Annotated in this window: 11 protein-coding genes; 3 read left to right on the top strand and 8 right to left on the bottom strand. The window is 69.8% G+C overall.

Features of this window, described 5'->3' with window-relative positions:
- Positions 1-83: 83 nt before the first annotated feature.
- Positions 84-440: a hypothetical protein gene (locus E6P78_RS03060; RefSeq protein WP_240799022.1), complete on the bottom strand. Its 357-nt coding sequence runs from the start codon at positions 438-440 to the stop codon at positions 84-86.
- Positions 441-1054: 614 nt separating this feature from the next.
- Between E6P78_RS03060 and E6P78_RS03055 the strand changes: the two genes are divergently transcribed.
- Genes E6P78_RS03055 through E6P78_RS03045 form a run of 3 tightly spaced genes read left to right on the top strand, consistent with a single transcriptional unit; the run spans position 1055 to position 5051 of the window.
- Positions 1055-3166, top strand: coding sequence for a helix-turn-helix transcriptional regulator (locus E6P78_RS03055; RefSeq protein ID WP_136202053.1), 2112 nt, complete (start codon positions 1055-1057; stop codon positions 3164-3166).
- Positions 3163-4155, top strand: a complete 993-nt coding sequence (locus E6P78_RS03050; protein WP_136201917.1) for a hypothetical protein — start codon at positions 3163-3165, stop codon at positions 4153-4155. The genes E6P78_RS03055 and E6P78_RS03050 overlap by 4 nt, the downstream gene beginning before the upstream one ends.
- Positions 4152-5051, top strand: a complete 900-nt coding sequence (locus E6P78_RS03045) for a DUF6339 family protein (RefSeq protein ID WP_136201916.1) — start codon at positions 4152-4154, stop codon at positions 5049-5051. Before E6P78_RS03050 ends, E6P78_RS03045 begins: the two co-directional genes overlap by 4 nt.
- A gap of 26 nt (positions 5052-5077) precedes the next feature.
- Here E6P78_RS03045 and E6P78_RS03040 read toward each other — a convergent pair whose 3' ends face one another.
- The 7 genes from E6P78_RS03040 to E6P78_RS03010 all read right to left on the bottom strand — a co-directional run bounded on the left by E6P78_RS03040 (position 5078) and on the right by E6P78_RS03010 (position 14267).
- On the bottom strand, positions 5078-6328 hold the full coding sequence (locus E6P78_RS03040) for a DNA cytosine methyltransferase (protein ID WP_136201915.1): 1251 nt from the start codon (positions 6326-6328) through the stop codon (positions 5078-5080).
- Between the two features lie 64 nt (positions 6329-6392).
- Positions 6393-7361 (bottom strand): DNA cytosine methyltransferase, encoded by a 969-nt coding sequence (locus tag E6P78_RS03035; RefSeq protein ID WP_136201914.1) that lies wholly within the window; start codon positions 7359-7361, stop codon positions 6393-6395.
- Positions 7346-7801: a very short patch repair endonuclease gene (locus E6P78_RS03030; protein WP_206307706.1), complete on the bottom strand. Its 456-nt coding sequence runs from the start codon at positions 7799-7801 to the stop codon at positions 7346-7348. The genes E6P78_RS03035 and E6P78_RS03030 overlap by 16 nt, the downstream gene beginning before the upstream one ends.
- A gap of 14 nt (positions 7802-7815) precedes the next feature.
- Positions 7816-10743 (bottom strand): Z1 domain-containing protein, encoded by a 2928-nt coding sequence (locus E6P78_RS03025; protein ID WP_136201912.1) that lies wholly within the window; start codon positions 10741-10743, stop codon positions 7816-7818.
- 95 nt (positions 10744-10838) lie between these two features.
- Entirely contained in the window at positions 10839-12368 is a 1530-nt protein-coding gene (locus tag E6P78_RS03020) for an ATP-binding protein (RefSeq protein WP_136201911.1), read from the bottom strand.
- Between the two features lie 128 nt (positions 12369-12496).
- Entirely contained in the window at positions 12497-13015 is a 519-nt protein-coding gene (locus E6P78_RS03015) for a GNAT family N-acetyltransferase (protein ID WP_136201910.1), read from the bottom strand.
- A gap of 244 nt (positions 13016-13259) precedes the next feature.
- Positions 13260-14267, bottom strand: coding sequence for an SEC-C domain-containing protein (locus tag E6P78_RS03010; RefSeq protein WP_136201909.1), 1008 nt, complete (start codon positions 14265-14267; stop codon positions 13260-13262).
- Positions 14268-14283 lie beyond the last annotated feature (16 nt).

Below are 14283 nucleotides of genomic sequence, written 5' to 3'. Positions count from 1 at the left end.
GGGAGCGGAGGCCGGCCGCTGCGGGGGTGCGGCCGACCGACGAACTCAACGATAGGTGGCGGACGTCCGGCGGGACGCCGGGTTCAGTCCAGCCCGATGACGACGATGACGAGCACGACGGTGCGGGGGCGACGGCGCCGGGACGCGTACCGAATGTCGGTCCGGTTCGAGGGATGCGTACCGACCACCCGGGGGCGGCGGGGCGAACGCGAACGGCCACGACGCGGCTCGCCGTTGCGGCGCGAGGATTCCGAGGCGTGCTCGGCCGTTGCCCTCTTTGCTTCGCGGGCGGCGTCGCGGCGGGCCCGGAGGGCGTCGATGTAGGGACGCGTCCTGCCGATGGTCTCGAGGAAGCCCGACCGGGACCACGGGTCCTCGAAGGAGTCGTACTGGTCGACGAGGACGAATTCGTCGTAAGGGTCGTGCTTGCTCGGCTTCATGATGGTGGGCCCCCTGCTCTCGTGAAATGTCGGTTGAGTGATGCCGGTGTTCGGAAACGCTGATGGCGCACGTGCAGAGGGCTGAATACACACGAGGTGGGGGAGGTGAATTCGGCAGGCAAATGGTTTTTTCGGGTGAATGGGACAAGTCGGATCGGAGGAAAGGTGTGAGAATGGAACCGCGTTTTTCGGATACGAGCAAGGGGTTTCGTCGATCCGATGAAATCCGGTGGACCGGACGTGGGAGTGGCGTCCAGGCGCAACGAATAAGGCACTTGTGGAAACGCGCCTTTCGAGCCCGGTCGGGGCTCAACCGTTTTCGACGCTACATGCCCACCCGGGGCCACCACAAGAGGCTTTCGGCACAACAGATGCGGCGAACGGGGCGTCGTTTCGAGGCGCAATTCGGACTGAATGGGCGATGGGTGGCAAGTCGGATTCGGCTACCCGATGCAGGACTTCCAGTGCATTTGGATCGAGGAAGCGATGAACGTTCCAACCGCCTCGGAGGGGTGTCAAATTTCGTTGTCGCCCGTCGAAGAGTGTCAAATTTCGGGTACGGTAGCCCCCATGGTCGTCGTGGCAGCCGAGGAGTGGTGACGTTGGACAGCGGCATGGATTTCGGTCCCTGGCTGGCCAGGCAGCTGAAGCAGTCGGGCATGAGTCAGGCCGACCTCGGCGAGCGCATCGGGATGACGCGGGCCGCCGTATCGGCTTGGATCACCGGGCGGGCGACCCCCCGCGGGGAGACCATCGCCAAGATCGCGGCGGCGCTCGGCACCGACCTCGGTACGATCCACACCCGCACCGCGGACACCTTGGCGGGTCTGCCCGTCTCCTGGTACCACCGTCCCGGATACGCCGACGGTGGGCGCGACTTCGGCAACGCGGCCGCCTTCGCCTTCGAGGCCGATGTGGAAGCGCTGGCGCGCGAGGCGACGCAGAACAGCCTCGACGAACGTCTCGACCGCAGCCAACCCGTCCGCGTGCGCTACACATTGCACGAGTTGACCGGCGAGGCCCTGGCCCGTTTCCGCGAGGAGATCCGCTGGGACGAACTCCTTCCGCACTACGAGTCGGCGGCGTCCCAGGACCAGAAGGTCGGGCGGGTCATCGCTGCCGGACTGCGCGACATGTATGAGCGGGACCGGCTGGTCCTGTTGCGCGTCGACGACTACAACGCCTCCGGCCTGACCGGAGACGACTACGAGACCGGTCGATTCGCCGCCGTGGTGCGTCGGCAGCTCGACAGCCACAAGACGGTGAGCGGGGCGGGCGGTTCGTACGGTCTCGGGAAGGCCACGCTCTGGGCGACGAGCCGCCTCGGCCTCGTCCTCATGAACTCCACTCTCTCCGAGCCGCACGAGGGGCGTACCGAGCGACGTCTCATCGGCCGGCTCGATCTTCCCTGGCGCGAAGTGGACGGCCTTCCCTGGGCGGGCCCCGCCTGGTTCGGCCGTCCCGACCCGGACGCCGACAGTTCGGACGTGGCTCGTTCGTGGTGGGCCGACGAGGAGAAGGTCGAGCGGCTCCACCTGACTCGGGAGAGCGACGAACCGGGCACGTCGTTCCTGATCGTGGGCGCCCACGACGTGGCGAGTCTCGTCGAGGTCGACCCGGATGCCGATAGCAACGGTGTGGAGGACGACGACAGCGTGCACCGGATGCACAAGCGCCTCGTCCAGGCCCTCGGCCGGAACTTCTGGGCGGCCATGACCGTGGGCGAGACCCGACGACCGCTGTTGGAGGCATCCGTCAGGACCCTCCGCAACGGCACGGAGATCATCAAGGAGGAACGGGTCGATCCCAGGACCACGCAGCCGTCACGCACCCGTGCCCTGCAGGCCTTCCTCGACGGCACGACCGTGGAGCGTCTGACCGAGTCCGGCCAGGTGGCCATGGCGACCGTGGCGCTCAACGTGCCCGCCCTCGCGGGGCGGAAGGAGAGCACGGAACACCGGGCCGTCGTCCTCGTGACGGAGGCCGACGACGCCGACGACGACAAGCCGAACAACGTGGTCATGATGCGGGGCAACCGTATGACCGTCAGGACGGCCAAGGTCAGGGACCTGCCCGTGGGGACCAACCCCTTCCAGGCGGTGCTGCTCGCGGGTCATGCCGCAGGTGAGGACGCTCCCGGCGCCGACGCGGCAGAAGTCTTCCTCCGAACCTCCGAGCCGCCCGAGCACAACAAGTGGGGGCAGACGGAGGAGCTACGGATGCTGTACTCGCCGTCCGCGTACCGTCGGATCGCCAAACTCACCACCGACACCAACAAGGCGGTGCGTGAACTCGTCGCCGTGCCCAAGGCGAAACGGTCGGGCGGAGCCGATCGGCTCCGAAAGAAGCTGACGCTGGGCGGCAAGAGGGCACCTCGGCCCGCCGGCCCGGCGGCGCTGCCGACGCTGGAGGAACTCGACGCCTTCGTCGATGCCGGCGGCGCGTGGTGCGTCACCGGAGAGGTGAAGATCCCTTCCGGCGGTGACTCCTCGCGGCCGAGCCCCGTGGCCAAGCTGGACGTGCGCTCGGGCCCGCGCCCCGTACTGGCGTGGTCGGAGCTCGTGGCCGTTCACAACTGCGAAGTGGTCGACGGGGCGCTGCACTTCGCGCCCGGCGCCCGCAAGGCGACCTTCAGGGGCACGACCGACGTGTCCACGCACCCCGTTCGGGCCGTCTTCACCGGCCTGGTCGTCGAACTCGGCACCGACAAGGGAGGCCAGGCATGAGGGGCTATCCGTACAAGCGGCTTCCCGGCACCGTGACCCTCCGGGTGACCTCTGTCGAGCTGCGGGGCCCCGGCGAGGCCCGGGAACCGCTCGACACGAAGACGTTCTCGACCATCGAGCAGGTGGTCGCCCTGGGTCTGGCCGAGCGGGACGACTGGGAGAAGGCCCGGTTGACGCTCACGGCCGTCGTCCCGGGACGCGCGACCGACCCCGACGGGCCCTGGTCCGACGTGTCGGTCGTGGTCGTGCTCACCGAGGGAGCCACCAACACCCGGACCACCGTGTGCCTGGAGCCCCGTGCCGAGGGCGGCCGTGAATGGGCCGGCCACCTGGATCTGTGGCGAGCCGATCACCTCGACCGCGCGACGATGACCGTTCACGTGATCGCCACGGTCGACGGGGTGCGAGGTCGCATGATCGCCGCGTCGGAGAAGGACTGGATCGTCGATCTGAAGGCCGACACCCCTCTGCGCGAGCGGGAACTGGAGGTCTCGGAGGTCGGGTTCCGTGAGGGCCCCGAGTGGTTGCGCCCCTTCGGGGACGTGCCGTGGACCATCGACACCTCCGGCGACGTGCCCACCGTGCACGTCAACACCGATTTCGAAGGCATCACCGAACTGGTCGACGGCAACGGCACAGCGGTCGAGGGCCTGGTCAGGGATCTCCTCATCGCCCAGATGTGCACGGACGTGTGGACGGCCGTCTTCCACACGGCCATCGGCGACCTGGAGGTCGAGGACGACGGCACCCCGCTCTTCCCGCACGACTGGCGGGGTGAGGTGCTGCGCGAAATGCTGCCGGACGTCGTGCCCGGTCGACCGCTGGGGGACGCGCTCCGGGAAGTCCACGGACGGAGGACCGGGGCGTCGGGATGGACCGATCTCCAGCCGCGCATCCATTACGCCGCGACGCGCAGGGCGGACGTGCCCAAGGCGTTGACCGCGACCATCCGAGGCCTGGACCGACTCGACCGGGGGACCGACGCGTGACCGACAAGCCCAGCCACCTGCCCGAACGCCTGGCGTTCCTCGCGGATCTCAACGCCGCCCGGTACCTCACCGAAGGCCTGCTCACCGGCAAGGAGGATGTCCCGGCCATAGCGCTCAACAAGATCACCGAGCCCCTGCCGGGTGACGAGGCCAGAGGGGAGCTGATGCCGGTCCGTGATCTCGTCGACGACGCGATGCACGCGTTCCGCGACGAAAAGGTCACCGCCGCCGATGCCTGGTTGGCTCCTCGGCTCCACGCGACTCTGCGGCTCACGCGCCGCGAAGCCGCCGATCGCAGGCTGTGGAACTACCTGGCGCTGGGAGTCGCGCCCGACTACGTCGTCTGGCGACACATGCCGGAGCCGAAGAAGGAGAGCCCGGGGAAGGCGAGGCGCGTCGCCGCCACGCGCTTTCGTGGTGCGTCCTACACCCAGGCGTTCGCCCGCCTCTGGTGGGCCGCCGAACTCTTCCGGAACGGCCCCGACTACGGCCCGGTGGTGACCGTCTGCGCACACCAGGACGTGCTCAACACCGGGCTGAGACTCGACGCGATCGATCATCGGCCGACGGCCCAGGCGCTGGCACGTTTGATCGAGCGCGGCACAGTCACCACCGGCAGGGAGATCAACGCGCTCGCACGGGTGGTCAACGCGTCCGCGGCGACGCTCATGTACGACGTCGTGGCGCCCGACGTCGAGCGGGACGGCCGGCCGACGGAGCAATGGATCGCGGCCGCGGAATGGGCACCGGCGGTTCAGCGAAGAGCCCTCCCGGAAGGACCGGACGAGGAGAAGGCACCGGAGGACTCGGTGGCCGCCCTCGCCGACCACTTCGCGAAACTCTTCGCCGAAGCTCCCGTGCGCGGGAAGAAGACCGAGGACAACGAGGCGGACTGACCGGGACAGGCCCGAAGGCCCCGCCGTCAGGGGCCTTCGGTGTCCCCCTCCGTGGAGCGGGGCTGCGGCTCCCACTCCTTGAGCTGGGTGAACCACTCGTCCTTCGGCCGCTCACGCAGCAGCGCGGTGCTCAGGATGTGGAGGGAGAGTCGCGGCGGGACGGCGTTGCCGATCTGCTGGGCGACATCGGTGGACTGCCACGGGTAGCGAGCGGGGAACGACTGGAGAAGCCCGCCCTCCTCGGGCGACAGCCGGTCCAACTCCTCGCCGACCTCCTTCTCGCCCGACTCGTTCTCCTTCAGGAGGAAGAGCCGGTTGCGGCGGAACTTGCCGGTGATCGTCGCGGCCGGCTCCTGCGAGGTTCGGCGCCCTCGGTTCTTCGGGTCGCCGCCCGAGCCGTAGTTGGAGACCAGGACGAAGTCGCCGGTCCGCGTGGCGCCGAGAGCATCCCCCACCGACACCCAGGGCTCCACCTTCTTGGGCTCCTTGGCGCTCCTCGGCGGCGCGAACAGGGAACCGTCCTCCCGCTCGGTGGCCGTGCTCTCACGCGTAACGGGCAGCAGGCGCTCGATCCCCTTGCGGTACCGCTGATGGGTCGCAGGGGGAAAGTCGACACGCCTCCCCGTGTTCTCGGGGTTCCACTGGGCGATCAGCACGGCACGCCGACGCGTCTGCGGGACGCCGAAGTCCTCGGCATGCAGCACATGAGCTTCGGCCGCGTAGCCGATTCGCCTGAGGAGTACGGCGTAGTGCTTCCATACCGGCAGCACGGTGGGTACCTGCTCCAGTACCACCACCTCATAGGGCCTGCCGCGCCTGAGCTTCGCCTCCATGATCCAACGCAACGGCTGGAGAACGAAACCCGTACGTGCGTCGGACATGGAGTCGGTCTCGGCCTTGACCGCATTCCAGGCGGCCTTGAAGGATGCGAAGTCCTTGTGACCGACCAAGCAACCGGCGAGCCGCTTCACGTCGTCCAGGGCCTTGTGGCCCTCCCGGTTGCCGGCCACGGAGAACGACTGGCAGGGCGGGCCGCCGGTGAGGACGTTCGCGTCCTTCACCTGGGGGTCGCACGGCCCGAGCGCGGCGACGTCCTTCTCCCTGGTGGTACGAAGGCCGGCCGCGGCGCGCGTCGCACGGGTCGGGTCGTCCCACTCGACCCCGATGCTCTCCACTCCCATGATCGTGGCCGCGATGTCCAGGCCCCCGGGGCCGGCGAACAAGTCCACGATGCGGAAATCCGCAGGTAGAAGTGGTGAGTGAGGTGCGTGGGTCATGGGATTGAAGTGTAGCCGGCCGTTCAAGATCAACTAACCCTCGTGTTCGGACGGCCTCGCGCGCTCAACCACGCAACGCCTCCGCGACGGCAAGGCCCAGCGCCTTCCCCACCGGCGGCGGCGAGGCATGGCCGATCTGACGGTACCGAGCCGTCTTCCGCCCGGCGAACAGCCAGTCGGCCGGGAAGCCCTGCAACAGCGCGGTCTGCGCGTCCGTAAGCTTGATCAGGCCCGCGCTGCTGTTGTCCTCGGGGCCCGGAACCTCGTCGGCCAACGCCCCTCCGTTGACCCCCATCCGTGCCCAGGCGGCCTTCGTGCCCGTCGGGCCCAGGTCGGCGCCCCCTCGGTTGTCCGAGCCACCGACCAGAGTCGGCGCCACGGCGACCGCCTGAGCCGCCCAGGCGTCTGCGCCGCTCCACCCACGAGCAGCCATGGAGCGCCGCAGCGCCCTTCCCACCGACACGTGATCCTGCACCGTGGGCACCGGCGGCCGGAAGCGGTCGAAGTACCGCTCCTTGAGAGCGACGAGCACTCCCTGCTTACGGTCCTGCGGCACACCGAAATCCGCCGCGTTCAGGACGAACCAGTGCAGCCGGTAGCCGAGGTGCTCCAGTTCCTCCCGGACGAACTCGCGCAGGGGCTCGAAGGCGCCGGCGTCGACCAGGCCCGGTACGTTCTCGATGAGCACGGCGCGCGGCTGGATCGAGTGGGCGAGGAGGACCGCCGCCTTCAGGAGCCCTTCCTCCTCGTCGGTCTCGGCTCTCGCCGCCGTCGCGCTCGACTTCACGCGAGGAAGCCCCGCGGACAACAGGTCGACGTCGTACGTGTGCGGGTGCTCGTCCGGAACGAAGTCCAGCAGGTCCATCCGCAGGACCTTCCAGTGCGGTCGGTTCATGCCCAGCGTCTCGCAGGCCACGGGCTTCTTGTCCAACAGCAGCACCGGATCGAACCCGGCCTGTTCCAGCCCGAGGGCCAGCCCTCCGGCCCCCGCGCACACGTCCACGAACCGCGAACCGCTCACGAGCTCCCGCACCCCCGTCCTGTTGTCCGCCTCGCGGACTTCTTCCGATCGACGGCTTCCGCCACCTTCTCCGCGACCTGGGCCGGCGCCTGATGTTCCCAGAAGCGCATGACCGTCCACCCCTCGGCGACCAGGTGTGCCGTTGTCTCGGCGTCCCGCGCCATGTTGCGATCGAGCTTTTGCCGCCACCACTCGGCGTTCGACCTCGGTTGCGTCGCGTGTTCGGGACAGCCGTGCCAGAAGCATCCGTCCAGGAACACCGCCACCTTCGCCCGGGTGAAAGCGATGTCGATCGTCCGCCGGGACATGTGGGGCACCCGCTCGTTGAGGCGGTACCGGTAGCCGGACGCGTGCAACAGCTTCCGGACCGCCACTTCGGGCGCGGTGTCGCGGCTCGCCTGTCGGCTCATGCGGGCGGACACGGCCGGGGAGGAGGGTCTGGCGGTACTCATCACTGCCAAGTCTCCTACGCCCGACCCCCTTCGCGATCAATGACGGCGAAATCACCCTTGCTCGAATCGATGGCACGGAAGCGGACCAGATTCCGCTGTCCCGCGGTCGCCGAGGCGGGGGCGACCAGGCAGAAGGCCATGACGACGTCTCCCGGGTCGATCGTGCCGTCGGGGCCGAGCCGTGGCTCCGCCTCGACCAGCGGGTAGAGGACCACGACGCCCCGCCGCTCACGGACGAGGGATTCGACCAAGGGATCGCCGGAGCCCTTCAGTGCGCCGGCGATCCGCAGGGCGACCCCGCGGTGCTTCGGCTCGCTGATCGCCCCGAAGAGGTCGCCGCGCCGCCGGGTACGACGTGCCATGGAGAGAGGCCCGTAACCGAGAACGTTCGCCTCCACCCTCCGTCCGGATGTCTGCTGCGGGGCTATCACCAGCCAGTCGTCGATGCCGTCGCCGGTCTCGCCCGCCGAGACCAAGGACTGGAGGTGCGGCGTGAACTGGCCGGGAACGGACCACTTCAGGTCCCACAGGATGCCGACCAACGTGCTGTGGTCGATCGTGCCCAGCACCGCCTCGTAGCTGTCGTCCCGACCGGTCTCGGCGGCGGCACAGCGCAGGGTGACGGGTGTGCGGTCCAACGCCCCGAGCGCCGCCCCCCACGCCTCGACGTTCCCCCGCAGTTCCTCCGCCCTCACCGGGTACGCCGTGGGTTCCACCCACTGGCCCGGGGAGCGGATCTCCACCAGCTCGGCGTTGAACATCTTGTTGCGGGCCGAGGGCTTGATCCAGGAGAGGTGCTGGGAGACCAGCGGGGGGATCTGGGCCGGGGTGACCTGGGGCTTGCCGTCCACCAGGGTGGCGTAGCGGGTGAGCTGGGCGCGGAACGTTTCTTCGTCGCGGCAGATGGCCTCGAAGGCCTCGTACAGGTCGACCGTCTTCGTCTTGCCCAGCGGTTCCTCGCGGCCGATGTAGAGGCGGACCAGGTCGCGGTAGCCGGGGCGGAAGCCGAACCAGCGGCCCATCTGCATCAGTGTGTCGGCCTGCTGGGTGGTGCGGCGGTAGTAGGTGACCGTCAGGCCCTCGATGGTGAAGCCGCGGGAGAGCTTGGTGCCGCCGACCAGGATCTTCCACACGTTGGGGGTGCGTTCGAAGTCCAGGTCGGGCTGGTCGTAGTCGCGCTCGGTGTCGCCGTTGACCACCAGGACGGGTGTGCCGCCGGCGTTGATGAGCTGGCGGGCGCGGGAGACATAGCTCCTGAGCTTGTCGTACGACTCCGGCATGGGCAGGCCGTCGTCGGCGAAGCGGTGGAAGTCGGAGGCGAGGAGGTCCGCGAGGCGTTCGTGGCCCTGGCGGCTCGTGTACGCGGCCCGGTGCCACATGGAGTTGATGCGCAGGGCGAGGGCCGTGTGCTCGGCCATCCGTACGGACTCGTGGACGAGCATCGTGTGGTGGCGGAACGGTCCTTCGGGTACGCCGCGGTCGGCGCGGTACAGCTTGAGCGCGCCCGTCAGGACGAAGGCGTCCAGGGCTTCCCGGAGGCGGTCGCCCGTCTCCTCGTAGATGCCGCGGATGTGCGTCTCCTCGGCGGACCCCTCGTCCGTGTCGAGGTCGTGGAAGTCCTGGACGCCCATGTAGCCGGCCGGGCGGGGCAGCGAGATGAGGAAGTCGCGCGGGAAGATGTCCTCACCGTCGCCCGGGTCGACGAAGACGTTGGCGAACGGGGTCGCGGTGTAGCCGACGTACTGGGCGCGCGGCAGGAGGCCGAGCAACTGGGAGATCTGGCCGTTGATGGCCGTACGGGCGACCTTGCCGTCCTCCCACTTTTTCGGGTCCGTCGTGTTGACCGACGCCTGGTCCGACTCGTCGTCGATGATCAGCGCGGGGATCTCGGAGAGGATAGGGCCGATCTTCTTGAGGTCCTTGATCAGCTTGTCCAGCACGGACTTGTTCTTCTTCACGACCATGACCCGGGCGGCCGCGTGGTGCAGGTTGGCCGGGGCGTACAGCGGCTCGGTGCGGGCCTGCTTCTCGAATTCGAGGGCGCGGATGCCGTTCAGCAGGCTCTTGTAGTCGTCGTCGCGGGTCGTGAGGCGCTCGATGTCGAAGGCGCCGAGGGCGGAGGGCCGGCCGCCGTGGCTGACGAACTTCTCCGGCCAGTCCGCGTCCTCCTGGTAGTCGATGCCGACCAGGGAGTCCGGGTCCGCCGGGTCGGCGCCGCGCAGGATGTTCTCCTGGCCGATCAGCTCCATGTCCAGCCGGCGCTGCGTCTGGCCCCGGAGCAGGTTGAGGGTGCCGCCGAGGACGATGACCAGGCGGTACCCGGCGTCGATGGCCTTAGCGGTGACGCCGGTGAAGTTGGCGGTCTTGCCCGACTGGACGTAGCCCACCACCAGGCCGCGCGCACCGTAGGCCTCGGGGCGGGTGGGGTCGGAGAGGCGTTCGACCACGGCATGGCTCGCCTCGTCGAGCCCGGAGACCGCCGCGTCCGGCCAGCCCTTGCGCCGCAGGAGCCGTTCGTAGGCGGTCCAGTAGAAGGAACGCGCGGCGGCCGCGTCGCGCGAGTACCAGGAGACGAACTCCTTGCTGATGACCGTCGGCCCGGGCTCCTTGAAGACCGGGACCGCGCTGTCGAGCGCCTTGCGCAGACCGGCACCGAAGCCCAGCCGGTCGTACGTGTGCGAGCGGCGCGCCTCGGTACGGGCCGGTGCCGCCGACCAGTCCGCCTGCTCCACCAGGTCCCAGGTGGTCAGGGTGCGGTGCCACAGGGCGATCAGACCGTCACCGGGGTCGGCCGCGAGGACACGGTCCCGGAAGTGGGAGAGCCTGGTGTCCACCGCTTCCTCGTCCTCGGAAAGTGCGAGGACGAGCTTGGCGAAGGGCTTGGGGCCCCGTCGCATCGCGGCCAGCACATCGCCGTGCAGGGTGAACAGATGGTCGGTCATGGCGGGGCGGCTCTCTCGGATCGGGGCGAGGACGGGGAGACGAGGACGGGGAGGCGGGGGTGGGGAGCGAGGACGGGGAGGGGCAGGACGGTGGTTCAGCGGTCGAGTTCGCAGCGCGCCGCCGTGACCAGGACGCTGTTCCACAACGCGACGTTGTCGGTGTGGACGGCCCGGACCCGTTCCTTCTGGAAGATCTCGTTGACCATCAGGTACAGCATGCTCTTGATCACCGGAGCGTCGTTCAGCCCCCCGCGCCGGCCTCCGTTCAGCACCTGCCGGTACGCCTTGTTGAGCCTGACCTCACGGTTCTCCCGGTCGAGCTCGAAGAACACGTCCGACGGCAGGCTGTCCCAGCGGAACGCGATCGGGTCCTCGCCCTCCAGCTCCGGCAGCTCGTCGCGCAGCGTGCGCCGCAGCTTCGGGTCCATCCCCTTCCCGGCCGGGAGGACGGCCTTGCGCTGCGGCTCGGTGGCGCGCCTGGCCGCCTCCCGGTACGTGAGCGCCGCCTCCTGGACATACGAGGCGAAGCCGTGCCCCGTGGCGTCCACGGCCTGCTCCAGACCTCGGGCGAACGCGGGGGTGACGGTCACGCCGTCCTTCTTCACCGTGAGGTTGAAGACGTCGTTCGGCGCGGACGGCAGGTCTACGGCGATCCGGGCGAGCGCGAGGTGGCCCTCCGGGCTGCGGGTGCTGTTCCAACCGCCCGCCTGGACGAGGCGGTCGTTGCGGTAGATGTAGAAGCCCTGGCGTTCGGCGAGCGGACCGATGCCCCGGAAGCTGACCAGCGGTGACTTCGGCGGCCAGATGTGCGCGGTCAGCGCGACCTCGCCGACGCCCTCGACCGGCGCGGTGTACGTACGGGGGAAGCCGGTCCGGCCGGGCACCCGGTAGCCGAACGGGTCGATGGGTTCGACCCCGCGGTGGTCCAGCTCCTCCTTGGTCCGCACGTCCTCGACCACGATGTCGATGTTGAAGCCGTCGCGGGCCAGGAAGCGGTGGAGGTAGAGCCCGAGGTGGGTCTCCAGCTTCTCGATCGCGTCGTTGAGGTAGCGGTCGGCCTGACCGGCGGTGATGGTGTCGAAGGCGCGGACCCGGTCCCAGCGCACGATCGTGCCCTGCCACTGGATGACCCCGTCGTAGCGGTCGACCAGGTCCTGGCAGTACCCCGGGTCGACGATGTCGCAGGTGAAGTCCGCCTGGGCGCGGGCCGTCAGCCAGCGGCGGCCGGCGGACGGGCTGCGCTTGGTGCGGCTGACCACGGTGAGCGAGTCGGCGTGCGACAGGGACGCCGCCTTGAGACCCGCGCCGAAGTGGCCGAGCGCCGCGTCGTCGTAACCCTGGCGGCCGCCCACCGTCATCGCGGTGTCCAGGGCCGCGTCGTCCATGCCGCGGCCGTCGTCTATGACGAGCAGGCTGACCAGGCGGTCCTCGTCGCGCAGGAGGCTGACGACGACGTTGCGGGCGCCCGCGTCGATCGAGTTGTCCACGAGGTCGGCGATGGCCGCCTCGAATCCGTACCCCTGGTGCGTCAGCGACTCAACGTAGCGGGCGGCGGGCGGGAGCCGCTTGCTGCCGGTGGTGGGGACCTCGAACTGCCAGTCGGCAGAGGGCTGATACGGCGGCATGAAGCCTTCCTCGCGCGCACACAGAGCTGGGACCTGGGTGGGGAGGTGCGGCCCTGGGATGAGTAGGTGGGTTGTGATGATATTGCAAAGGTGGGACAGCGGGGAATCCCGGTGACAAATGCTCCCCCTCACGCCTGCCCCGCGCCCGCCCCCACCCCCACCCCCAGCTCCCGCGCGTACCCCGCCCCCCGCTTCCCGTTCAGCACCACGTCCTCGCCCGTCTCGACGAACCCCGTCCGGGTGAGGACCGACCGTGAGGCGGTGTTGGTGTTCGCGGCCCTCGCCCGTAGCGTCGTCAGGCCGTACGTCGTGCGGCACAGCTGGAAGAGTTGGCGGATCGTCTTCGTCGCCAGACCGCGCCCCGTCGCCTTCTCCGCGAGGCGGAAGCCCAGTTCGGCGGAGCCGTCGGCCACGTCCACCAGGTTGAAGCGGCCCAGTACCTCGCCCGTCCCCTCCGCCACCAGGACGTGGAAGTGGCAGGCGCCCGTGGCCTGCTCGGCGAGCAGCGCCGCGTGGCGGGCGGGGAAGCGGGTGAAGTAGTCGTCGCCCCGATCCGGGATCGAGGCCGCGAAGAAGGCGCGGTTGGCGTGCTCGAAGGCGAGGACGGCCGGGGCGTGGTCGGGACGTAGGCGCTGGAGCTCGGGCATGGCGGCAGGGTACGGAGGCGAGGTGCGGGTCGGCATCCGTAATACCGGCCACCGCCCCCTACCGAGCCGCCCAGCCCCGAGCCGCCCAGCCCGAGCCGCCCGGCCCCGAGCTGCCCAGCCCCGAGCTGCCCAGCCCCGAGCCGCCCAGCCCGAGCCGCCCGGCCCCGAGCCGCCCGGCTACCGACCCACCAACCCACCGACCTATCGAGCTACCAACCCACTGGCCCACCACCAACCCACCGACCTACCCCACCGCCCCCCCATGGCACTCCCGGTACGAGGCCCCCGAGCCGCACCAGCACTCCGCGCTCTTCGCCGGCGGCCAGGGGACCGCGCGGCCTCGGGCGGCCAGGGTGGTGGCGTACTGGGGGAGCAGGTCCGGGTCGGCGGGGGAGGCGGCCTCCGAGGCGGCGAAGGCTTCGTAGGAGGGGACCGTGGCCGTGACGATGCCGAGGTTGGGGGTGCCCGTGGCGTGGAGGTCGCGCAGGGCGGCCTCCAGGCGGGACAGGTGGTCCGGGTGGGAGGTGTACTCGCTGCCCAGGCTCGGGTAGGCGGTGAGGAGTTCGCGGAGTTCGTCCGCCGGCCAGTGCAGCACCGCCACCGGGAACGGGCGCGACAACGCCGTGCGGTAGGTGCCCAGTTCGGCGCGCAGACGGGTGATCTCGGCCCGCAGCTCGCCCGGGTCCGAGGAGCCAAGGGACCACAGGCGCTTCGGGTCGTGGAGTTCGTCCAGGGGGACCGCCGCCGTGTGCAGCGTGTCGGCCAGCTCGTCCCAGGCGTCGTGCGTGACGCCCATCAGCCGGCGCACCCGGTGGCGGCCGGTCAGCAGCGACTGGGTGGCGTACGGGACCTCCTCGCCCGGCGCGATCAGCAGGCGCAGGGCCGTGGAGAAGACGTCGTGGGCCGCTTCCAGCTCGTCGTGGGCCTCCAGCGTCTCCGCCGCGATCTCCCAGGGGGCCGCCTCCTGCGGGGCCGCCGCGCGGATGCCGTCGATCAGCGCGCGGGCCTCCGCCTCGTGGCCGTACTCCCACAGGTTGGCGGCGTTGAGCGCCTTCACCAGGTGCGGGTGTTCGGTACGGGGGTCGCTGAGCAGTTCGTCGTAGAGCGTCGTGGCGCGAGCGCGGTCACCGGCGAGTTCCAGGTGGGCCGCGGCCTGGAGGAGCAGGGGCTCGTGGTCCTCGGGGTACTGCGCCGCGGTGCGGAGCAGGCGCTCGGCTTCGGTGGTGTGATCGGCAGGGGTGTCGGGGCGCATGGACCACACCGTACTG

This window comes from Streptomyces sp. A0958, from assembly GCF_004795035.1.
In the GTDB taxonomy this organism is placed as follows: Bacteria; Actinomycetota; Actinomycetes; order Streptomycetales; family Streptomycetaceae; genus Streptomyces.
This window is presented reverse-complemented; position numbering and strand designations above follow the sequence as displayed.

What these genes read in the sequence shown, in the direction of transcription:
- E6P78_RS03060 (WP_240799022.1), bottom strand. Translation starts at nt 440, where the DNA reads ATGAAGCCGAGCAAGCACGACCCTTACGACGAATTCGTCCTCGTCGAC.
- E6P78_RS03055 (WP_136202053.1), top strand. Translation starts at nt 1,055, where the DNA reads ATGGATTTCGGTCCCTGGCTGGCCAGGCAGCTGAAGCAGTCGGGCATG.
- E6P78_RS03050 (WP_136201917.1), top strand. Translation starts at nt 3,163, where the DNA reads ATGAGGGGCTATCCGTACAAGCGGCTTCCCGGCACCGTGACCCTCCGG.
- E6P78_RS03040 (WP_136201915.1), bottom strand. Translation starts at nt 6,328, where the DNA reads ATGACCCACGCACCTCACTCACCACTTCTACCTGCGGATTTCCGCATC.
- E6P78_RS03030 (WP_206307706.1), bottom strand. Translation starts at nt 7,801, where the DNA reads ATGAGTACCGCCAGACCCTCCTCCCCGGCCGTGTCCGCCCGCATGAGC.
- E6P78_RS03025 (WP_136201912.1), bottom strand. Translation starts at nt 10,743, where the DNA reads ATGACCGACCATCTGTTCACCCTGCACGGCGATGTGCTGGCCGCGATG.
- E6P78_RS03020 (WP_136201911.1), bottom strand. Translation starts at nt 12,368, where the DNA reads ATGCCGCCGTATCAGCCCTCTGCCGACTGGCAGTTCGAGGTCCCCACC.
- E6P78_RS03015 (WP_136201910.1), bottom strand. Translation starts at nt 13,015, where the DNA reads ATGCCCGAGCTCCAGCGCCTACGTCCCGACCACGCCCCGGCCGTCCTC.
- E6P78_RS03010 (WP_136201909.1), bottom strand. Translation starts at nt 14,267, where the DNA reads ATGCGCCCCGACACCCCTGCCGATCACACCACCGAAGCCGAGCGCCTG.